We start from the raw sequence: 20024 nt of genomic DNA on the forward strand, positions 1-20024 counted from the left end.
TATCGCGGAGGCCCAGCGGAGCGTGCTCGCGGCTGAGGATCTTTCGATGTTCGGACGCGACCCCTGGTGGCTCGTCGTCATCAAGGCCGTGTTCTGCTTCGCCTTCCTGATGATCACCGTGCTCTTCTCCATCGTGTGGGAGCGCAAGGTCGTCGCCTGGATGCAGCTGCGCATCGGCCCCAACCGGCACGGCCCCTGGGGCATGCTCCAGTCGCTCGCCGACGGCATCAAGCTGATGCTGAAGGAAGACTTGATCGTCAAGCGTGCGGACAAGGTCGTCTATGTCCTCGCGCCGGTCATCGCCGCGATCCCGGCCTTCATGGCGATCGCCGTGATCCCCTTCGGGCCGGCCGGCAACGAGGTCTCGATCTTCGGTCACCGCACCTCGATGCAGCTCACCGACCTTCCGATCGCGATGCTCTACATCCTCGCGGTCGCCTCGGTCGGGATCTACGGCATCGTGCTGGCCGGCTGGTCGTCGGGATCGACGTATCCGCTGCTGGGCGGCTTGAGGTCGTGCGCGCAGATGATCTCGTACGAGATCGCGATGGGCGCGGCCTTCGCCTCCGTCTTCCTCTACTCCGGGTCGATGTCGACCTCGGCGATCGTCGAGGCGCAGGCGGACCGCTGGTTCATCATCCTGCTGCCGGTCTCCTTCATCATCTACGTCGTCACGATGGTCGGCGAGACGAACCGTGCTCCGTTCGACATGCCGGAGTCCGAGGGCGACCTGGTCGGCGGCTTCAACACCGAGTACAGCTCGATCAAGTTCGCGATGTTCATGCTGGCCGAGTACGTCAACATGGTCACCGTCTCCGCCGTCTCGGCCACCCTCTTCCTGGGCGGCTGGCGGGCCCCGTACCCCATCTCGACCTTCTGGGAGGGCGCGAACCACGGCTGGTGGCCGATGCTCTGGTTCGTCATCAAGGTCCAGCTGCTGCTGTTCTTCTTCATCTGGCTGCGCGGCACGCTGCCCCGCGTCCGCTACGACCAGCTGATGAAGCTCGGCTGGAAGGTGCTGATCCCGGTATCGGTGGTCTGGCTGATGCTGGTGGCGACCGTACGGGCGCTGCGGAACGAGAACTACGACTTCCAGCAGATCGTGCTGTACGTCGGTGGCGCGGTCATCGCGGTGCTGCTGCTCTCCTTCGTCGCCGACATCTTCCGCGGCAAGAAGGAGAAGGAGGCGGAGGCGGAGGCCGCGGAGACGGAGCCCGCCTTCGACCCGATGGCGGGCGGATTCCCCGTACCGCCGCTGCCGGGGCAGACCCTGCCGCCGGTGCCGCGCAGGCGGCCGCGCCACGAGCGCGAGTTGATTGTCAGTGGTGGCCCCGGCAGCGACATTTCCGGGGGCGGCGACCCCCGAACCCCCGGGGCGAGTGACGGTCCTAGTGACGGAAAGGAGGCTGACGGTGTCTGAGGAATCCGAGAACAAGTTCCAGAACCCGGTCGCCGGCTTCGGCGTGACCTTCAAGGCCATGTTCAGGAAGCGGCTGACCGAGCAGTACCCGGAACAGCAGAAGGTCACGGCGCCGCGCTTCCACGGCAGGCACCAGCTCAACCGTCATCCGGACGGGCTCGAGAAGTGCATCGGGTGCGAGCTGTGCGCGTGGGCCTGCCCGGCGGACGCGATCTATGTGGAGGGCGCGGACAACACCGAGGAGGAGCGCTACTCCCCGGGGGAGCGGTACGGCCGGGTCTACCAGATCAACTACGCCCGCTGCATTCTGTGCGGGCTGTGCATCGAGGCCTGTCCGACGCGGGCGCTGACCATGACGAACGAGTTCGAACTGGCCGACAGCTCCCGCGAGAGCCTCATCTATACGAAGGAGCAACTGCTCGCCGGTCTCGAGGAGGGCATGGTCGACTCCCCGCACTCGATCTTCCCGGGCATGGACGAGCAGGACTACTACCGCGGGCTGGTCAGCGAGGCCGCTCCCGGCACGGTCCAGCAGGTCGCCGTCTCCAAGGGGGAGAAGGACGAGGAGGTGGACGTATGAACACCCTCGCCGCCTCCACCACTTCCATGGGCGAGGCCGTCCAGTTCTGGGTGCTCGGCACCATCGCCGTCGCCGGGGCGCTCGGCACGATCCTGATGCGGCGGGCCGTGCACAGTGCGCTCTGTCTCGCAGGGACCATGATCGTCCTGGCCGTCTTCTACCTCGCCAACGGCGCGTACTTCCTCGGTGTCGTCCAGATCATCGTCTACACCGGTGCGATCATGATGCTGTTCCTCTTCGTCGTCATGCTGGTCGGCGTCACCGCCGCCGACTCGCTCAGGGAGACGCTGAAGGGGCAGCGCTGGCTGGCCGCGGCCTGCGGTCTGGGCTTCGGCATGCTGCTGATCGCCGGCATCGGCAATGCCTCGCTCAAGACGTTCAACGGCCTGGGCGCGGCCAACTCCGCGCACGGCGGCAATGTCGAGGGCCTGGCCCAACTCCTCTTCAGCAAGTACGTCTTCGCCTTCGAGATCACCAGCGCGCTGCTGATCACGGCGGCCGTCGGCGCGATGGTGCTCACCCACCGGGAGCGCACCGAGCGGGCCAAGACCCAGCGCGAGCTGGCCGAGCAGCGCGTACGGGAAGGCAAGCACCTTCCGCCGCTGCCCGCGCCCGGTGTCTACGCCCGGCACAACGCCGTGGACATCGCCGGTCTGCTGCCGGACGGCACGCCGTCCGAGCTCACCGTCAACAAGACGCTGCGGGCGCGCGGCCAGATCCGCGATGTGTCGAGCGAGGCGCTGAACGACCTGCGGGCGCTGGAGCAGCGCGCGGAGGAGCGGCTCGGCCGTGAGACCGAGTCGCGCGAGTCGCGCGACCGAAACAACTCGCACGACTCGCACGACTCGCACGACGAGGAGGTCGCGAAGTGAACCCCGTCAACTATCTGTATCTCGCGGCGCTGTTGTTCACCATCGGCGCGGCCGGGGTGCTGATCAGGCGGAACGCGATCGTGCTCTTCATGTGCATCGAGCTGATGCTCAACGCCTGCAACCTCGCGTTCGTCGCCTTCTCCCGTATGCACGGCAATCTCGACGGCCAGATCATCGCCTTCTTCACGATGGTCGTCGCCGCCGCTGAAGTCGTGGTCGGGCTAGCGATCATCGTGTCGCTGTTCCGTTCCCGCCACTCGGCCTCGGTCGACGACGCCAGCCTGATGAAGCTGTAAGGGGTCGCTGAATCGTGGAGAACCTGATTGCGCTGCTTGTCGCGGCGCCTTTGCTCGGAGCGGCGGTCCTGCTGTGCGGCGGGCGGCGGCTCGACCGCAGCGGCCACTGGATCGGCACGCTGTTCGCGGCCGCGTCCTTCGTGGTCGGCGCGGTGCTGTTCGTGGACATGCTGGGCAAGGGCGCGGATGAACGCGCCCTCTCCCAGACGCTGTTCAGCTGGATTCCCGTCGAGGGCTTCCAGGCTGACGTGGCCTTCCAGCTGGATCAGCTGTCGATGACGTTCGTCCTGCTGATCACGGGCGTCGGCTCGCTGATCCATGTGTACTCGATCGGGTACATGGAGCACGACGAGCGCCGCCGCCGCTTCTTCGGCTATCTGAACCTCTTCCTCGCGGCGATGCTGCTGCTGGTCCTCGCAGACAACTACCTCCTGCTGTACGTCGGCTGGGAGGGCGTCGGCCTCGCCTCGTACCTCCTGATCGGCTTCTGGCAGCACAAGCCCAGCGCGGCGACGGCGGCGAAGAAAGCCTTCCTGGTCAACCGCGTCGGCGACATGGGTCTGTCGATCGCGATCATGCTGATGTTCACCACCTTCGGGACGTTCGCCTTCGGGCCTGTGCTGGAGGCGACCGGTGAGACGAGCGAGGGCATGCTGACGGCCATCGGGCTGATGCTGCTGCTCGCGGCGTGCGGCAAGTCCGCACAGGTGCCGCTGCAGTCCTGGCTCGGGGACGCGATGGAGGGCCCGACTCCGGTCTCGGCCCTGATCCACGCGGCGACCATGGTGACCGCAGGCGTCTACCTCATCACCCGGTCCGGGGCGATCTTCAACGCGGCCCCGGACGCGCAGTTGGCGGTCGCGGTCGTCGGCGCGGTGACGCTGATCTTCGGTGCCATCGTCGGTTGCGCGAAGGACGACATCAAGAAGGCGCTGGCCGGTTCGACGATGTCGCAGATCGGCTACATGATCCTCGCGGCCGGCCTCGGCCCGATCGGATACGCCTTCGCGATCATGCACCTGGTGACGCACGGCTTTTTCAAGGCCGGGCTGTTCCTCGGCGCGGGCTCGGTGATGCACGGCATGAACGACGAGGTCGACATGCGCAAGTACGGCGGCCTGCGGAAGTACATGCCGATCACCTTCGTCACCTTCGGGCTCGGCTATCTGGCGATCATCGGCTTCCCCGGTCTGTCCGGCTTCTTCTCCAAGGACAAGATCATCGAGGCGGCCTTCGCCAAGGGCGGTACGGAGGGCTGGATCCTCGGCGGTACGGCACTGCTGGGCGCCGCGATCACCGCGTACTACATGACGCGCGTGATGCTGCTGACGTTCTTCGGTGAGAAGCGCTGGCAGCCCGCCCCCGACCCGGACACGGCACCGAGCGTCGAGCCCGGCATCGAGGTGCACGTCGGCGAGATGCCGCATCCGCACGAGTCGCCGAAGTCGATGACCATCCCCATGGTGGTGCTCGCCTTCGGGTCCGTCTTCGCCGGAGGCCTGTTCAGTCTCAACGACGCGTTCGTGAACTGGCTGAAGCCCGTCACGAACTTCGAGCACGGGCATCCGCCCATCAGCGCGACAGCGGTGACTTCGGCAACGGTCGTCGCTCTCGTCATCGGCCTGGGCATCGCCTACGCCCAGTACGGGCGGCGCCCGGTTCCCGTGGTCGCCCCGCGAGGGAGTCTGCTCACCCGGGCCGCCCGCCGCGATCTCCTCCAGGACGACTTCAACCATGTGGTTCTGGTCCGCGGCGGCGAGCACCTCACCCGCTCCCTGGTCTACGTCGACCACACCCTGGTAGACGGCGTGGTCAACGGCACGGCCGCCTCGTTCGGCGGGCTCTCCGGCCGGCTGCGCAAGCTGCAGAACGGCTACGCCCGCACCTACGCGGTCTCGATGTTCGGAGGTACGGCAGTGCTGATCGCCGCGACCCTGCTGATGAGGGCGGTGTAACTGTTATGTCGTTCCCTCTCCTTACGGTGACGGCGGCACTCCCGGCGGTCGGCGCGATCGCCACCGCCGCCGTCCCGGCCGCGCGGCGCACCGCCGCCAAGTGGCTGGCGCTGCTGGTTTCGCTCGGCACACTGGTGCTGGCCGCGATCGTGCTCGTGCGGTTCGAGCCCGGCGGCGACCGCTATCAGCTGACCGAGTCGCACGCCTGGATCAAGGACTTCGGCGTCCGGTACGAACTGGGCGTGGACGGCATCGGGGTGGCGCTGCTGGCGCTGACCGCGCTGCTGATCCCGTTCGTGATCCTGGCGGGCTGGCACGACGCCGACCCTCTGGAGACGAAGTCGTCGCGGTGGCGGCCGACGCAGGGCTTCTTCGCCCTGATCCTGGCCGTCGAGGCGATGGTGATCCTCTCCTTCGAGGCCACCGACGTCTTCCTCTTCTACATCCTGTTCGAAGCCATGCTCATCCCGATGTACTTCCTCATCGGCGGCTTCGGGGACCGTGCCCACGCGGGCAGCGACGAGAACGCCGCGGCCCAACGCTCGTACGCGGCCGTGAAGTTCCTGCTCTACAACCTGGTCGGCGGCCTGATCATGCTGGCCGCGGTCATCGGGCTCTATGTCGTCGCGGGCAGCTTCTCGCTCAACGAGATCGCCGAGGCCCGGGCGTCCGGGACGCTCGACATGGCGACCAACACCGAGCGGCTGCTGTTCCTCGGCTTCTTCTTCGCCTTCGCGGTGAAGGCGCCGCTGTGGCCGCTGCACACCTGGCTGCCCAACGCCATGGGTGAGGCGACCGCGCCGGTCGCCGTGCTGATCACCGCGGTCGTCGACAAGGTCGGCACGTTCGCGATGCTGCGCTTCTGCCTCCAGCTCTTCCCGGACGCCTCCAAGTGGGCCACGCCCGTGATCCTGGTGCTTGCGCTGATCAGCATCGTCTACGGCGCGCTGCTCGCGGTCGGCCAGCGCGACATCAAGCGCCTTGTCGCGTACGCCTCGATCTCGCACTTCGGCTTCATCATCCTGGGCATCTTCGCGATGACGTCCCAGGGACAGTCGGGCGCGACGCTCTACATGGTCAACCACGGGATCTCGACGGCCGCGCTGATGCTGGTGGCCGGGTTCCTGATCTCCCGGCGCGGCTCGCGGCTCATCGCGGACTACGGCGGGGTGCAGAAGGTCGCCCCGGTACTCGCCGGCACCTTCCTGATCGGCGGTCTGGCCACGCTCTCGCTACCGGGCCTCGCGCCCTTCGTGAGCGAATTCCTGGTCCTGGTCGGCACATACTCGCGCTATCCGGTGGCCGGAATCATCGCCACCTTCGGCATTGTGCTCGCCGCGCTCTACACCCTCGTCCTCTACCAGCGGACGATGACGGGCCCGGTGAAGACCGAGGTGCGGGAGATGCCAGACCTCAAGGTCCGTGAGCTGGCCGTGGTCGCTCCGCTGATCGCGCTGCTGCTCTTCCTCGGCGTCTTCCCGAAGCCGCTGACAGACATCGTCAACCCGGCGGTGGAGCACACGATGTCCGACGTACAGAAGAAGGACCCCCAGCCCGAGGTGGAGGCGGCCAAGTGAGCGCTACAGCTGTCCACAGCCTGTGGACAACGGCAGCCGAGCCGATCGACAAGATCCCGGCTCCGACTGTCGAGTACGCCCAGCTGGCACCGGCGCTGATCGTCGTCGGCGCCGCCATCGTGGGTGTGCTCGTGGAGGCATTCGTTCCACGCAAGGTCCGTTACCACGTCCAGGTGTTCCTGACCGTTGTCGCCCTCGTGGCCGCCTTTGCGGCGGTCGTCGCTCTCGCGGCCGGGGGATACGGCACCACCAAGGCGAAGATCGCGGCGATGGGCGCGATCGCGGTCGACGGCCCGGCGCTCTTCCTGCAGGGCACCATCCTGCTGGCCTCGCTGGTCGCGGTCTTCACCTTCGCCGAGCGCCGCCTCGACCCGGAGGTGCACGGCAACCGAGTCGACTCGTTTGCCGCGCAGGCCGCGTCCGTACCCGGCAGCGACAGCGAAAAGGCCGCGGTCAAGGCCGGGTTCACCACCACCGAGGTCTTCCCGCTGGTGCTCTTCGCGATCACCGGCATGCTGGTCTTCCCGGCCGCCAACGATCTCCTGACGCTCTTCATCGCGCTGGAAGTCTTCTCGCTCCCGCTCTACCTCCTGTGCGCCGTCGCCCGCCGCAAGCGGCTGATGTCGCAGGAGGCGGCGGTGAAGTACTTCCTGCTGGGAGCCTTCTCGTCGGCGTTCCTGCTGTTCGGGATCGCCCTGCTGTACGGGTACGCGGGCTCGGTGTCGTACGCGAGGATTGCGGACGTCGTCGACGGCAGCGTGCGTACCATCGACCCGGCTCTCGCCGACACCATGGGGAACGACGCGCTGCTGCTGATCGGCGGCGCGATGATCCTGATGGGGCTGCTGTTCAAGGTCGGCGCGGTGCCGTTCCACATGTGGACGCCGGACGTCTACCAGGGCGCGCCGACTCCGGTCACCGGCTTCATGGCGGCGGCGACGAAGGTGGCCGCGTTCGGCGCGCTGCTGCGCCTTCTGTACGTCGTGCTGCCGGGGCTGCGCTGGGACTGGCGGCCGGTCATGTGGGCGATCGCGATCGTCACCATGCTGGGCGGTGCGATCGTCGCGATCACGCAGACCGACATCAAGCGGCTCCTTGCGTACTCCTCGATCGCGCACGCCGGATTCATCCTGGCCGGTGTCATCGCGACGACGCCCGACGGCATCTCGTCCGTCCTCTTCTACCTTGCGGCGTACTCCTTTGTGACGATCGGCGCGTTCGCGGTGGTCACGCTGGTGCGGGACGCGGGCGGCGAGGCGACGCATCTGTCCAAGTGGGCGGGGCTCGGGCGGCGTTCGCCGCTGGTGGCGGCGGTCTTCGCGGTGTTCCTGCTGGCCTTTGCAGGCATTCCGCTGACGTCGGGCTTCTCAGGGAAGTTCGCGGTCTTCAAGGCGGCGGCGGAGGGCGGCGCGGGCGCGCTGGTCGTGGTCGGTGTGATCTCGTCGGCGATCGCCGCGTTCTTCTACATCCGGGTCATCGTGCTGATGTTCTTCAGCGAGCCGAAGGCGGAGGGCCCCACGGTGGCGGTGCCTTCGCCGCTGACGATGACGACGATCGCGGTGGGTTTGGCGGTGACGCTGGTGCTGGGCGTGGCCCCGCAGTACTTCCTGGACCTGGCAAGCCAGGCGAGCGTGTTCGTGCGGTAGCCCGGCCCCGGCTTCTGAGCGCTCGCCGTGGTGTCTTCGACGACGCCGCGGCGAGCGCTTTTTTATGCCGCGAGGAGTGCGCCGCGTGTGGCGGAGCCGCGTCAAGCCGCCGAGGAACGCCCCCCGGCGATGCATCATCAAGCTGGTGGCGTTCGTGCGCGGTGAAGGCAAACGTCGAGGTGTCGCCGTCCAGGTCGATCGTCAGCGAGCGTCCAGGGCCTTGGCCAGGCGCGTCAGCAGCGGCAGGGTCGGTACGGAGTCGCCGCCCTCGATGTTGCCCCGTCGTCTCGGGCCCGGGGCCTCGGTGAGGTGCCTGGCCTTCGTACGCGACCGACCGGCTACTCTTCGGCGGTCCTGTTTCGGCGGGACTTGATCTGGGTGAGGTCGAGGTCGACGGCGAAGGGGACGGAGACCTTCATCCGGTCGTGGAAGATGCCGGTGCTGGTGTACGCGCCCGTGGTCGGCTCCAGTTCGAAGACGTAGACGACGGCCTGGCCCTCATTGTCCTCCACCCGCCAGTAGTGCGGGATCTTGGCCCGTGCGTACTTCACCGGCTTCGTCTCGCGATCCCGGGTCACGGAGTCGGTGGAGACGACCTCGATGGCCAGCATGACGGACTCGGCCGGGAACCGGGTCTGGTCCGATTCCTCGATGGCCTCTCCGCGCACGACGAACACATCGGGCTCCGGCCTGTTCTGCCGGTCGATGTCGATGGTGAATTCCCGGCAGACCTCGAGGTCCTGCGGAACGACCGACTGCAGCTGCCACTCGAAGAAGCTGACCGCGCGCATGTGGAAGACGGTTTGCGGACTCACGAAGACAAGGCTCCCGTCGATCAGCTCCGTGTGCGGAGGCAGGTTCGGAAGCCGGTCCAGGTCGTCGGCCGTCCAGCCACCCACGGGCGGGACGGGCCAGCTGGGCTTCGAGGCCTGGGGTTCGACGCTCATCAGTGCTCCCATGGGACGGAGTCTCGCGGGTCTGATCAGCGTATCCGGAGGGAACGGGACAAGGCCCCCACGCACGTGTGAACGAATCACGTGCCGTTGACGCGCACTGTGTGTCGGCTAGCGTCGGCGACCATGGACGACATCTGGCAGTTGCTGGAATGCGTACACGCGCCCGTCTACTTCGCGCCCGAGACGGGGCCCGTCTACTCCGCCGTCGGGTCCGGGCTCAAGGGCTTCTGGATGGGGTACTTCGCCTCCCGCGCCGCCGCGCTCGGTGCGGTGGCGCCGGAGGTGGTGACCGCTGCCTTCTACAACTTCGCGCCCGCCCGGGTTGCCCGGGCGATTCCGGATGCCTGGGATCGGTGTCCGCCCGAGCAGGTCCTCGCGGCCCGGCTCGATGTGGCTGACCAGGCTTTGCGGCGGCTGCTCGGGGAACTCGTCGACGGGCCGGAGGTCGTCGAGGCCGCGGAGCTCGGGCGGCGGGCGGTTCAGGCGTTGCCGGTGGCCGGGCGGGTGCTGTTTGCGGCGCATGCCGCTTTGCCGGTGCCCGAGCAGCCCCATCTGGCGCTGTGGTGGGCGGCGACCGCGCTGCGGGAATTCCGTGGCGACGGGCATGTCGTCGCACTCCTGGCTGCCGGGGTGGACGGGTGTGAGGCCAATGTGATCAGCGTGGCGCTGGGGCTCGCCCCGGCCGAGCAGCGGCTCAACCGTGGGTGGAGCGAGGACGAGTGGCAGGACGCCGAGGGACGTCTCCGTGAGCGGGGAGTGCTGGCCGAGGACGGCACCCTCACCGACGCGGGCTGCCTGGAGCGGGATGCGATCGAGGTCACCACCGATCGGCTCGCCCGGCCCCTCCTCGGCGACGTGAGGCTCGCCGAGTGCCTGCGTCCGCTCGCGCGGCGGATCGTCGAGGCGGGCGGGGTGCCGTTTCCCAATGCGATGGGGCTGCCGCCGCTCAGGCCGGAGTAGCCGCCCGGGAGGCGTAGGCGCGTACGTCCGCGTCCGGGTCGTGGACCGCAGTGGACAGGGCGGCGCGGGCCTCCGGGGTGGCGGTGTGCCGGAGCAGGGACAGGACCGCCGCCTTGCGGACGTCGGCGTTCGGGTCGGCGAGTGCCTTGGTCAGGGCGGGGACGGCTAGTTCTGGGCCGGCCGCGCCCAGGGCCGAGGCAGCGCCCGTGCGGATCTGCCAGGCGGGGGCGGTCAGCGCGGTGACGGCCGCGGTGTCGTACGGGGCGGGGCACCCGGTGGTGGACAGGGCGGCGAGTGCGGCCGCGCGGACCAGGACGTCCGGGTCCTGGAGGAGAGGGGCGAGGGCTCCCGGGGCGTTCAGGCTGCGGGCCACCGTGACGCGGACCTCGCGGGCCGGGTCGGCGGTTGCACGGGCGACGACATCGAGGGCGTCGACCGAGACCAGGGCGCGTACGGAGGCGATGCGGACCTCGATGTCCGGGTCGTCGAGCGTACGGGCGTAGGCGGCGGCTTCGCCCAGGCGCAGGGCGCGCAGGACGTCGAGCGCGGTGGAGCGGACCGTGGGGTCGTCGCAGCCGAGTGCTGCCAGAAGCAGAGTGCTCAACTCGCCCGTCGGCGGCAGGACTTCCACCAGCTCCTGGAGGGAGGCCGCTGCACCCGCCCGTACCGCCGCGTCCTCGTCCACCAGGGCGGCGGCGAGTGCCGGGCCTGTGCCGTCCGGGGTGGTCTCGGTGAGCGTGGCGACTGCGGCGGCTCGGACCGCCGGGTCGGCGTCCGAGAGATAGGGGCTCAACTCCACCAGCGAGGGCTCCTCTTCGGTAAGGGCGAGGAGTTCGAGGATGCGGGGGGAGTGGGCTGAGACATGCGTCTCGGTGCGTACGGGAGCGGTGATTCGGGAGCCGGTCGGCGCGATATCGCGCTGTCCGGCGGTGGAGACCTGCTCAGGGTGGACCTCCCCGAGGTGGCGGGACAGCCCGCCGGTGGGGCTGAATTCGTTGACCGGCACCAGATAGGGCGAGACGGGGCGGGCCGTGAACTCCATTGCCCCGGACGGGGATTTGCGCAGGTCCAGGTGGTGCAGCCAGTCCTCGTCGTCGCGCTGCGGGTGGTCCGTACGCTCGTGGTAGAGGCCCCAGCGGGATTCCGTACGGGCGAGCGAGGAGCGCGCCGCCATCTCCGCGCAGTCGCGGATGAAGCTCACCTCGGCGCAGCGCATCAGCTCGTGCGGGGTCTCGGCGCCCATCTCGGCGATCTCGCCGCGCATCCGCTCGAAGTGCTCCACGGCGAGGGAGAGCCGGGCGCCGGACTTGGGCGGGGCGACGTAGTCGTTCACGAAGCGACGGAGTTTGTACTCGACCTGGGGCTGCGGCGGGCCGTCAGGGTTGCGCAGCGGGCCGTAGATCAGCTCGTGGGCGTCGCGGACCTGGTCGGTGGGCAACTCGCCTTCGTACGCCGTGAATTGCGAGGCGTCCGCCCCAGCCAGGTCGCCGAAGACGAACGCGCCGATCATGTAGTTGTGCGGGACGCAGGCCAGGTCCCCGGCCGCGTACAGACCGGGCACGGTGGTGCGGGCGTGGTCGTCGACGCGGACGCCGGAGGCCGAGTGGCCGTGCCGACCGCCACCCCGGCGACGGCCGCGAGGGCGAAGCCGGTGACGATACGGGTGAGGCTGTCGGTCAGGTCCTGCCAGTACGAGCCGCTGCCGATCCGCTCCCCGAACTCGCGGGCGACGTCCGTGACGGTGGGGAACTGCTCGAAGCGCAGCCACAGATTGACGTCGAGGGCGGTCAGCAGCTGCCACAGCCCGAGCGCCCCGGCGAGCGAGAGGACGCGCAGGACGTGACGCGCGTGCCGGGAGTGCCGGGCGGTCATGACGCCCGCTCCAGGGCTTCGGCGTACGGGATCGTACGAGCGCCCGCGTGCACTGCGGCATACGCGGCGGCCGCCGACGGGGTGACGAAGGGCAGCAACTTGGTGCCGTCCGCCACCCACACCGCCTTGTCCGCGAACCAGAGCGTGCCGGTCGTGGCGTCGGGGACGTACGCGGCCCGGACGTTCGCGGCGTTCTGAGCGAGGTAAGCCAGCAGCAGGCCCGGGCTGTCGAAGGACTGCGTGGTCCCGCCCTTCAGCCACACCTCGCTCCGCGCGGGCGCCGGGGTGGCGGCGAGTGCCTTCGCATAGCCGTCGCCGTACGCCCGCTTCACGTACTGGTCGTCGACGAAGCCGTCCACATCCACATCACCGACGAGCTTCGCCGAGCGCAGCACCGGCACGTCCTTCTTCAGCGCGTCCACCAGCGCGGGCTTGATCGACGGGTCGAAGGTGGCGATGCCGTTCGCGCCGTTGTAGAGGTAGACGACCTCGGGCGGCAGCCCGGTGGCCTTGGCCACCGACTCGGCGGCCGCGACCGGCTGCTTGCGCAGATACTCCGTCGCGTCGGCCTGGGCGCGCAGGAAGTCCTCCAGCACGGCGGGCCGCTTCTTGGCGAACTCCTCGCGTGCGGTGACACCATGGAAGGTAGGCAGGTTCAGCTCCGCGCCGTCGTACAGCGCCCGCGCCCGGCCCTGGAAGGCGAGCAGCCCCGGCCAGGCCACGAACTGCGAGAGCGCGTCCGCGCTGCCCGCCTGGAGGGCCGAAGCGCCCACCGCGGGCTGCTGGTTGAGCTTGCGGATGTCCTTCTCCGGGTCGATGTCCGCCCGCTGGAGCGCCCGTACGAGCGGCCCGTCGGCCGCCGAGCCGACGCTTGTCGAGACCTTCTTGCCACGCAGGTCCGCCAGCGAGTCCAGCTTCGAACCGAGCGGGGTGACCACGGTGTTGAGGCCGCCGCGAAGGTTGTAGCCGGTGACCGAGACGAGTTTCGTCGGCCGGTTCAGCTGCTTGCCGCGGGCCGCGTTGATCAGCAGCGGGAAGTCACCCATCGAGCCGATGTCGATCTTCCCGGCGGTCATCTGCGCCGTGATCGGCGCGCCCGTGGCGTAGTCCTGCCACTTCACCTTGTACGTGACGCCGTCACGCTTGCCGCGCGCGGCGAGCTCCCGCTCGAAGTAACCGAGGGAGCGCAGCAGGGTGCCGGCGGTGACGGTGTTGATGGTCTTGGACTGGTAGCCGACGGTCACGGTGACCGTGCCTGAGCCGCCCGCGTTGGCGTCGCCGCCGCAGCCCGCGGCGAGCGGGACGGTCAGCAGGACGGCCAGTGCAGCGGTAAGTGCCTTGCGCATCATGGGAGTTCGGACCTCTCGACCTTTGCCGGCTTCACCGGAGCAGATAGGGCATGTTGACCGTGACCGCGTCCGTGGGACAGCGGGCCGCGCACGGGCCGCAGTACCAGCACTCGTCGACGTGCATGTAGGCCTTGCCGCTGTCCGGGTTGATGGCGAGGGAGTCGAGCGGGCACATGTCGACGCAGAGGGTGCAGCCGTCGATGCACTTCGACTCGTCGATGGTCACGGGCACGTCGGCGCGCTGGGGGGCCAGAGCCATGGCTGTCTCCCGGGGAAAGGGGTGAGGGCGAAGAAGGGCGTCAGAGGGAGCGGTGGAGCAGCCCGCTCATGGTGATGCGGTCGCCGCGGAAGCGGATGAACTCCAGGTCCACAGGGCGCCCGTCGGACAGATGCGTGAGCCGTTCGAGCATGAGCACGGCCGCGCCGCGCGGGGCCTGCAGTACGGCGGCGGAGTGCGCGTCGGCGTTGACGGCCTCCAGAGTGATCTCGGCCGTGCCCAGCGGCTGCCCGGTCAGGGTCTCGAGCAGCCGGAACACATCGGTGTGCTCCAGGTCGCAGCCGAGCAGACCGGCGCCGATGTCGAGGGGGATGTAGGTGAGGTCGAGGGAGAGGGGCAGGCCGTTCAGCCGGCGCAGCCGCTCGATGTAGAGGACGTCGGCGTGGTCCGCCAGGCCGAGCCGCCGGGCCACGGGCGCTGGCGCGCAGACGGGTCCGACCGTACGGACTTCATTGGTGACGTCGCCGTGCTCGTGCAGGGTCTCGGCGAGACCCTGCAGCCGGTCCAGGCCGTGCGGGTACTTCTCGGACACCACGACGGTGCCGACGCCGGGCTGACGCTCGACCAGCCCCTCGGCCCGGAGCAGATCGAGCGCCTGCCGGACGGTGTTCCGGGAGACCCGGTAGTCGTCGCCGATGGTGCCTTCGAGTAGCAGTACGCCGCCTGGGAAGCCGCCCGTACGCACCTGGTGGCGCAACAGGTCGGCGAGCTGCCGCGCCTGGTCCGCGCGCAGCCGCCGCCGGCGCGCCGCGGCGACCGGCACGGTGTGCTCACGGATTCGTTCGGCTGGCATGCGGTGGACCATACCGAGGCTTTCCCACGCATGGTGTTGCCGGAGTGTTGCGCCACCAGAGCCCGCCGGAACACCCGGCTGACCTGCGGTGACGCAGGTCAGCCGGAAAGATCTGCCACCGCGGGGGCGTCAGTCGCCACCGCCCCCACCGTCGCCTCCGCCGCCGGACCCGTCCCCGATGCTGATGCTGCTACTGCTCGACCGCTTGTCCTGCTTGACGGCGCGGTGCACCGCGTACGGGGCCCACTCCTCCCGTACGAGAACGCGCAGCGCGCCGCTCTCCCGCCAGGTGCGGCCCGGATGCAGCACCCGCGCAAGACCGATCGCCGTGGTGAAGGCGGCCAGCAGCCGGCTGCGGCGGTCCGGGAAACCGGCCGCCATCGACTGGGCGTAGCGCGCACGCGTCGGGACCGACCAGTCCTCGGCCGCCGCGGGGTAGCGGTGGTACGGGAAGAGGCCCAGGAAGCGGCGGGTCTCCACCCGCAGCGCACCGCGCCCCACCAGCTGGTGCAAGCACAGCTCCTCGACGTGACGCCCCGTGCGCCTGACCCAGGGCCGGGCGCGTACGCCGCCGCCGAACCGGCTCGTGCCCGGGGCCGGGAGGCTCGCCAGTATCTGCGCCGACAGCGGGTCCTGCGGCGGCAGCGGATTGACCACGGTCACCCGGCCGCGCGCCTCGGCGACCCTGCCCTGGAGCTCCAGTTCGGCCAGGGCGGCGCCGGCCAGACCGTACTGGAGGTAGCTCCTTCCGCAGTGCCGACGGCCCGTCGCCGGGTCGAGGGCGAGCAGCAACAGCTCCTCGGGCAGGGTGAGTTCACTCATCAGCCGGCGCTCGGGATGATCCGGCCGGTCACTTCGCCGAGGCCCACCCGGGTGCCGTCCGGGCCGGGCGCCCACGCGGTCATCGTCACCACGTCGCCGTCCTCCAGGAACGTCCGCTTGCCCTCCGGGAGCTCGAACGGGTCCCGGCCGTTCCAGGTGAGCTCCAGCAGCGAGCCGCGCTGGTGGACCTCGGGGCCGCTGACCGTTCCGGAGCCGTAGAGATCGCCCGTACGCAGCGAGGCGCCGTTGACCGTCATATGCGCCAGTTGCTGGGCGGCCGTCCAGTACATGGTGGCGAACGGCGGCTCGGCGATCACCTGGCCGTTGACCGCCACCGTGATGCGCAGGTCGAAGCCGCCCGGCTCGTCCTCGTCCGAGTCGTCGAGGTAGGGGAGCAGATCGAAGTCGCGGGCGGGCGGGGCGGACCGCGCCGCGTCCAGGGCCTCCAGCGGGGTCACCCAGGCGGAGACGGAGGTGGCGAACGACTTGCCGAGGAACGGGCCGAGCGGGACGTACTCCCAGGCCTGGATGTCACGCGCCGACCAGTCGTTGAGCAGCGAGACGCCGAAGACATGCTCGCGGAAGTCCCCGAGGGCCACCGGCCTGCCCAGCTCGGAGGGGGTGCCGACGAGGAAGGCGACCTCCGCCTCGATGTCGAGCTTGACCGACGGGCCGAAGACGGGGGCGGCGTCGGCGGGCGTCTTGCGCTGGCCACAGGGGCGCACCACGTCTGTGCCGGAGACGATGACGGTGCCGGACCGGCCGTGGTAACCGATCGGCAGGTGCTTCCAGTTGGGGGTCAGCGCGTCCCCGTCCGGCCGGAAGATCTTGCCGACGTTGGTGGCGTGGTTCTCGCTCGCGTAGAAGTCGACATAGTCGGCCACCTCGTACGGAAGATGCAGCGTGACCGAGTCGAGCGCGTGCAGCAGCGGCTCGATGTCCTGCCGGTGGGCGGGCACGGTGAGCCAGGCGGTGAGCGCGCGGCGTACGTCGCGCCAGGCGGTGCGGCCCGCCGCAAGCAGCGGGTTGAGGCTCGGCCGGGCCAGCAGGGCGGCGTAGGGGGAGCCGAGGACGTGGGCCGCCGCTCCGGCGTCGAGCACGTGGTTGCCGATGCGGACGCCGAGCCGTCGGCGGTCGGGCTCGTCGGCGGTGGTGAAGACGCCGTACGGGAGGTTGTGCGGGCCGAAGGGATCGCCCTCGGCCAGATCGAGCGGGCTCTGCTCGGGCATCGGTGCTTGCCTCGCTTTCCACGGGTGTGGGACACACGTTACGTGGGCGTCGCCCCGCCGCGGCACTGCGCCCGGACCGGCAGGAAGGACCGGCTTGGACCGGCTTGGACCGGCTTGGACCGGCGCCGGAAAGTCCGGCCCGGACCGGCTGTCAGCCGGCCATCCGCGGGATGCGCTTCTCCCAGGTGCGGTGGAAGACGACCTCGTTGTGGTCCTTGCACACCACCTCGTTCGACGTGATGAAGTCGGCCGCGTCGCAGGTGATCTCGGAGCGCGTCTCGATCCGTACGTCCCAGGCCAGCTCCGGTCGGTGCAGCCGGATCGTCCAGTCCGAGCGGGCGCGGGCCGAGTGCGGGTCGTCCTGGCGGATCGAGTACGTCTCCAGTGCCTCCTCGGTGAATTCCAGGCCGTCGGGGTGGACGCGGGTGCCGTCGTGGCATGGGTCGACCTCCAGCCGCCATTCGCCCTTGGCGACGTCCCGGACCACCAGCCGCTCCGGGCGCTGCTCGTCGAGCGTGGCGGGGGAGCTGACACCCAGTGGCGCGGACTGTTCGGGTTCCTCGAAGGTGATCGTGTCCGCTGTGCTCTCACCGGTCTCGCGTACGGGGAGTTCGAGGCGGGAGCCCGCCGGGTCCAGGGTGAAGCCGGCCGAGCCGGTCTGCGGCCAGATCCACGGCCAGTACGCGGAGGAGACGGCGAGCCGGATGCGGTGGCCGGGCGGGAAGGTGTGGCCGATGCCGTTCAGCTCGAATGAGACGTCCTCGCTCGCGCCGGGCGTCCAGGCGTTGGCGCGTTCGCGGCCGTGGCGCGCGGAGAGGTTGAGGACCCCGCGGGTGACCAGGGTTGACGCGCCGTCCGGGGCGACGTCGCAGATCCGGGCGATCGCCTGGCCGTAGGGCACGTCCAGGCGCAGCCGCAGGGTGAGGCGGGGGCGGCCCAGGATCTCGATCGGGTCACCGGTGACCGGGAATTCGAAGCAGGCCGAGCGGGCGTCCTCGTCGCGCTGGTCGGGTGGCAGGTCGGCGTCGTTGCCGGAGGGGAGGAAGCTGCCGGCGTCCACTCCGGTGTGCTGGGGCGAGTCGACGATCAACGGTTCGCCCTGGAGTGTGTACAGGACGGGCGTGATGTGCGGCGAGGGCCACGCGGGTTCCCCGACCCAGCGGCCGGGCAGCTCGGGGTAGCTCGTAGCGGGCGGGTGCGACTCGCTGATCCAGGAGCGCAGCAGGGGCTCGGCCATGACGCCCGTGGCAGCGTCTTTGAGCCAGTGGTCCCACCATCGGAGCGTCTCCTGGAGGAAACCGATCGCTGGACCCGGCGGCCGGCCCCGGTCGGGGTACTGGTGGGACCACGGGCCGATCAGGCCCCGTACGCGATCGTGCGGCAGATGCTCGACGAGCCGCAGCACGGTGTCCCGGTAGGGGTCGTGCCGGCCGCCCACCGCCAGGACCGCCGCGTCGATGGCGGCGTAGTCCTCGCGGACACTGCCGTGCTTCCAGTAGTCGTCGCGGATCTGGTGGCCGAGCCAGGTGTGGATGAGGGGGGCGACGGCCTCCAGCCGCTTCAGCCACATCTCGCGCCACTCGGCGCCGACGAAGAGGGGGTCCGGCGGGCGGGAGACGAAGGCGAGCATGGTGGCGGCCCGGGCGTGCATGGCGGCGGCGAGCATCGAACCGCCCAGGTAGTGCCCGTCATTGTCGTAGCGGTCGTCCGTCGAGCAGACGGTGACGATCGCCTTGAGCGGCTCTGGTGCGAGAGCGGCGATCCGGAGCGAGTTGACGCCGCCCCAGGCGATGCCGAACATGCCGACCCGGCCGGTGCACCACGGCTGCCGGGCCAGCCAGTTGACGACCTCGACGCCGTCGGCCAGCTCGGTCGCGTCGTACTCGTCGCCGGGCAGGCCCTCACTGTTGCCGTGTCCGCGCACGTCGACACGTACGGAGGCGTAGCCGTGGCCCGCATACCAGGGGTGGCGCTGCCAGTCGCGCGGCGCGGTCCAGTCGGTCAGCCGGCAGGGCAGATACTCGAGCAGGGCGGGGACGGGCTCGTCGGTCAGTGGCCGCCAGATCCGCGCGTACAGCCTCGTACCGTCCGGCATCGCGATACGGATGTCCTCGTGGGCGGTCTCGTACGGGAAATCGGTGCGGATGTGCATGGCATGACCTCAGCGAATGTTCCGGGCAAAGGGGCCACTCATGGTCGTATGGACTGATCACGAACATACCGGGGGAGGCGGGAAGGCGCCCACGGTGATCGAAAGGCGACCGGATACGCTGACTTGAGTGTTTCCAGCGACACATCGACAATCCGTGTGATCGTCAGCAGACAGGAGATCCCCTCGTGACCGTCGTCGGGCCGTTCGGGCTGAGCGTGCGGGACCAGGCTCTTGAGGCCGATGTCCAGACCGGATTGGCGGCTGTCGAGGCGGGACTGCTCGATGCCACCAAGAGCGAGGTGCCCTTCATTACGGAGGCCGCACGGCACCTCGTACGCGCCGGGGGCAAGCGCTTCCGGCCGCTGCTGGTGATGCTCGCGTCCCAGTTCGGCGATCCGTACGCGCCGGGTGTGGTGCCCTCTGCCGTGGTCGTCGAGCTCACCCATCTGGCGACGCTGTACCACGACGATGTGATGGACGAGGCCGATGTGCGGCGCGGCGTGGACAGCGCCAACGCCCGCTGGGGCAACTCGGTGGCGGTGCTGACCGGCGACTTCCTGTTCGCGCGGGCCTCGCACATACTGGCCGACCTTGGCCCGGAGGCCGTCCGCATTCAGGCGGAGGCCTTCGAGCGGCTGGTCACCGGCCAGATCCTGGAGACGGCGGGGCCGCGCGACGGCCGCGACCCGGTCGAGCACTACCTCGATGTCATCGGGGGCAAGACGGGCTCGCTGATCGCGGTCTCGGGCAGGTTCGGCGCAATGATGTCCGGCGCGGACGAGGGTGTCGTGGACATCCTCACCCAGTACGGCGAACGGCTCGGCGTGGCGTTCCAGCTCGCCGACGACGTGCTCGACATTGCCAGCGACGCGCACGAGTCGGGCAAGACGCCCGGCACAGATCTGCGCGAGGGCATCCCGACGCTGCCGGTGCTGCATCTGCGCGCGCAGGCGGCGGCGCAGGGGCGGGCCGAGGACCTGGAGCTCGTTGCCCTGCTCGACGGGGATCTGACGGACGACGACCGGCACGCCGAGGCGCTGCGACTGCTGCGTGTCCACCCGGCGCTGGAGCAGGCCAGGCGGGACACCGTGCGGTACGCGGAGGAGGCGCGGGCGATGCTCGCTCCGCTGCCCGACTGCTTTGCGAAGGCCGCCCTGGAAGAGCTCTGCGACGCGGTGGTCCACCGGGCCGGCTGACGGGCCCAGTACCACGGCCGCGGCCGGATCCGGCGTCAACTCGGAGTATGTGATGCAGGTCACATTCTTGGA

At 69.6% G+C, this 20024-nt stretch carries 17 protein-coding genes and 1 pseudogene; 9 read left to right on the plus strand and 9 right to left on the minus strand.

Annotated features, from left to right (window positions below):
* Nucleotides 1-46 precede the first annotated feature (46 nt).
* The 7 genes from nuoH to nuoN are packed head-to-tail and all read left to right on the plus strand — an operon-like array spanning nt 47 to nt 8346.
* Nucleotides 47-1420, plus strand: coding sequence for an NADH-quinone oxidoreductase subunit NuoH (gene nuoH / locus ACH492_RS34055; protein WP_398992425.1), 1374 nt, complete (start codon nt 47-49; stop codon nt 1418-1420).
* Entirely contained in the window at nt 1413-2000 is a 588-nt protein-coding gene (gene nuoI, locus ACH492_RS34060) for an NADH-quinone oxidoreductase subunit NuoI (RefSeq protein ID WP_398992364.1), read from the plus strand. Before nuoH ends, nuoI begins: the two co-directional genes overlap by 8 nt.
* Nucleotides 1997-2872, plus strand: coding sequence for an NADH-quinone oxidoreductase subunit J (locus tag ACH492_RS34065; protein ID WP_398992366.1), 876 nt, complete (start codon nt 1997-1999; stop codon nt 2870-2872). Before nuoI ends, ACH492_RS34065 begins: the two co-directional genes overlap by 4 nt.
* Nucleotides 2869-3168 carry an NADH-quinone oxidoreductase subunit NuoK gene (nuoK, locus tag ACH492_RS34070; protein ID WP_307661754.1) on the plus strand — a complete coding sequence of 100 codons (300 nt, stop codon included), beginning with the start codon at nt 2869-2871 and terminating at the stop codon, nt 3166-3168. Before ACH492_RS34065 ends, nuoK begins: the two co-directional genes overlap by 4 nt.
* A gap of 14 nt (nt 3169-3182) precedes the next feature.
* On the plus strand, nt 3183-5123 hold the full coding sequence (nuoL, locus tag ACH492_RS34075) for an NADH-quinone oxidoreductase subunit L (RefSeq protein ID WP_398992368.1): 1941 nt from the start codon (nt 3183-3185) through the stop codon (nt 5121-5123).
* Between the two features lie 5 nt (nt 5124-5128).
* A complete protein-coding gene (locus ACH492_RS34080; protein ID WP_356224125.1) occupies nt 5129-6700 on the plus strand; it encodes an NADH-quinone oxidoreductase subunit M in 1572 nt (523 codons plus the stop codon).
* Nucleotides 6697-8346: an NADH-quinone oxidoreductase subunit NuoN gene (nuoN, locus tag ACH492_RS34085; RefSeq protein ID WP_398992370.1), complete on the plus strand. Its 1650-nt coding sequence runs from the start codon at nt 6697-6699 to the stop codon at nt 8344-8346. The genes ACH492_RS34080 and nuoN overlap by 4 nt, the downstream gene beginning before the upstream one ends.
* Nucleotides 8347-8684: 338 nt before the next feature.
* Here nuoN and ACH492_RS34090 read toward each other — a convergent pair whose 3' ends face one another.
* A complete protein-coding gene (locus ACH492_RS34090; protein WP_398992372.1) occupies nt 8685-9293 on the minus strand; it encodes a Uma2 family endonuclease in 609 nt (202 codons plus the stop codon).
* A 132-nt stretch (nt 9294-9425) separates the two neighbouring features.
* On the opposite strand from ACH492_RS34090, the gene ACH492_RS34095 reads away from it, so the two are divergent.
* Complete coding sequence (locus tag ACH492_RS34095; RefSeq protein ID WP_398992374.1) at nt 9426-10262, plus strand: hypothetical protein; 837 nt, start codon at nt 9426-9428, stop codon at nt 10260-10262.
* On the opposite strand, the gene ACH492_RS34100 is transcribed toward ACH492_RS34095, so the two are convergent.
* The 8 genes and pseudogenes from ACH492_RS34100 to ACH492_RS34135 all read right to left on the minus strand — a co-directional run bounded on the left by ACH492_RS34100 (nt 10249) and on the right by ACH492_RS34135 (nt 18756).
* Nucleotides 10249-11823, minus strand: a complete 1575-nt coding sequence (locus ACH492_RS34100; RefSeq protein WP_398992376.1) for a HEAT repeat domain-containing protein — start codon at nt 11821-11823, stop codon at nt 10249-10251. The two genes, ACH492_RS34095 and ACH492_RS34100, sit on opposite strands and share 14 nt — an antisense overlap.
* A gap of 44 nt (nt 11824-11867) precedes the next feature.
* A pseudogene (locus ACH492_RS34105) lies at nt 11868-12134 on the minus strand (ABC transporter permease); the annotation flags it as partial.
* Entirely contained in the window at nt 12131-13483 is a 1353-nt protein-coding gene (locus tag ACH492_RS34110) for an ABC transporter substrate-binding protein (protein WP_398992378.1), read from the minus strand. The pseudogene ACH492_RS34105 and the gene ACH492_RS34110, both read right to left, overlap by 4 nt.
* Nucleotides 13484-13514: 31 nt before the next feature.
* Nucleotides 13515-13742, minus strand: coding sequence for a ferredoxin family protein (locus tag ACH492_RS34115; protein ID WP_398992380.1), 228 nt, complete (start codon nt 13740-13742; stop codon nt 13515-13517).
* 40 nt (nt 13743-13782) lie between these two features.
* Nucleotides 13783-14553, minus strand: a complete 771-nt coding sequence (locus ACH492_RS34120) for a GntR family transcriptional regulator (RefSeq protein ID WP_398992382.1) — start codon at nt 14551-14553, stop codon at nt 13783-13785.
* Nucleotides 14554-14682: 129 nt separating this feature from the next.
* On the minus strand, nt 14683-15375 hold the full coding sequence (locus tag ACH492_RS34125; RefSeq protein WP_398992384.1) for a GPP34 family phosphoprotein: 693 nt from the start codon (nt 15373-15375) through the stop codon (nt 14683-14685).
* A complete protein-coding gene (fahA, locus tag ACH492_RS34130; RefSeq protein WP_398992385.1) occupies nt 15375-16604 on the minus strand; it encodes a fumarylacetoacetase in 1230 nt (409 codons plus the stop codon). The genes ACH492_RS34125 and fahA overlap by 1 nt, the downstream gene beginning before the upstream one ends.
* 151 nt (nt 16605-16755) lie before the next feature.
* Nucleotides 16756-18756 carry a CocE/NonD family hydrolase gene (locus tag ACH492_RS34135; protein ID WP_398992387.1) on the minus strand — a complete coding sequence of 667 codons (2001 nt, stop codon included), beginning with the start codon at nt 18754-18756 and terminating at the stop codon, nt 16756-16758.
* Between the two features lie 185 nt (nt 18757-18941).
* On the opposite strand from ACH492_RS34135, the gene ACH492_RS34140 reads away from it, so the two are divergent.
* Complete coding sequence (locus ACH492_RS34140; protein ID WP_398992389.1) at nt 18942-19952, plus strand: polyprenyl synthetase family protein; 1011 nt, start codon at nt 18942-18944, stop codon at nt 19950-19952.
* Nucleotides 19953-20024 lie beyond the last annotated feature (72 nt).

Source organism: Streptomyces sp. NPDC019443 (genome assembly GCF_044389785.1).
In the GTDB taxonomy this organism is placed as follows: domain Bacteria; phylum Actinomycetota; class Actinomycetes; order Streptomycetales; family Streptomycetaceae; genus Streptomyces.

Coding starts and splice junctions, on each gene's coding strand:
- ACH492_RS34095 (WP_398992374.1), top strand. CDS start 9,426: ATGGACGACATCTGGCAGTTGCTGGAATGCGTACACGCGCCCGTCTAC.
- ACH492_RS34115 (WP_398992380.1), bottom strand. CDS start 13,742: ATGGCTCTGGCCCCCCAGCGCGCCGACGTGCCCGTGACCATCGACGAG.
- fahA (WP_398992385.1), bottom strand. CDS start 16,604: ATGCCCGAGCAGAGCCCGCTCGATCTGGCCGAGGGCGATCCCTTCGGC.
- ACH492_RS34135 (WP_398992387.1), bottom strand. CDS start 18,756: ATGCACATCCGCACCGATTTCCCGTACGAGACCGCCCACGAGGACATC.
- ACH492_RS34110 (WP_398992378.1), bottom strand. CDS start 13,483: ATGATGCGCAAGGCACTTACCGCTGCACTGGCCGTCCTGCTGACCGTC.
- ACH492_RS34080 (WP_356224125.1), top strand. CDS start 5,129: ATGTCGTTCCCTCTCCTTACGGTGACGGCGGCACTCCCGGCGGTCGGC.
- nuoH (WP_398992425.1), top strand. CDS start 47: ATGTTCGGACGCGACCCCTGGTGGCTCGTCGTCATCAAGGCCGTGTTC.
- ACH492_RS34090 (WP_398992372.1), bottom strand. CDS start 9,293: ATGAGCGTCGAACCCCAGGCCTCGAAGCCCAGCTGGCCCGTCCCGCCC.
- ACH492_RS34120 (WP_398992382.1), bottom strand. CDS start 14,553: ATGCCAGCCGAACGAATCCGTGAGCACACCGTGCCGGTCGCCGCGGCG.
- ACH492_RS34065 (WP_398992366.1), top strand. CDS start 1,997: ATGAACACCCTCGCCGCCTCCACCACTTCCATGGGCGAGGCCGTCCAG.
- ACH492_RS34125 (WP_398992384.1), bottom strand. CDS start 15,375: ATGAGTGAACTCACCCTGCCCGAGGAGCTGTTGCTGCTCGCCCTCGAC.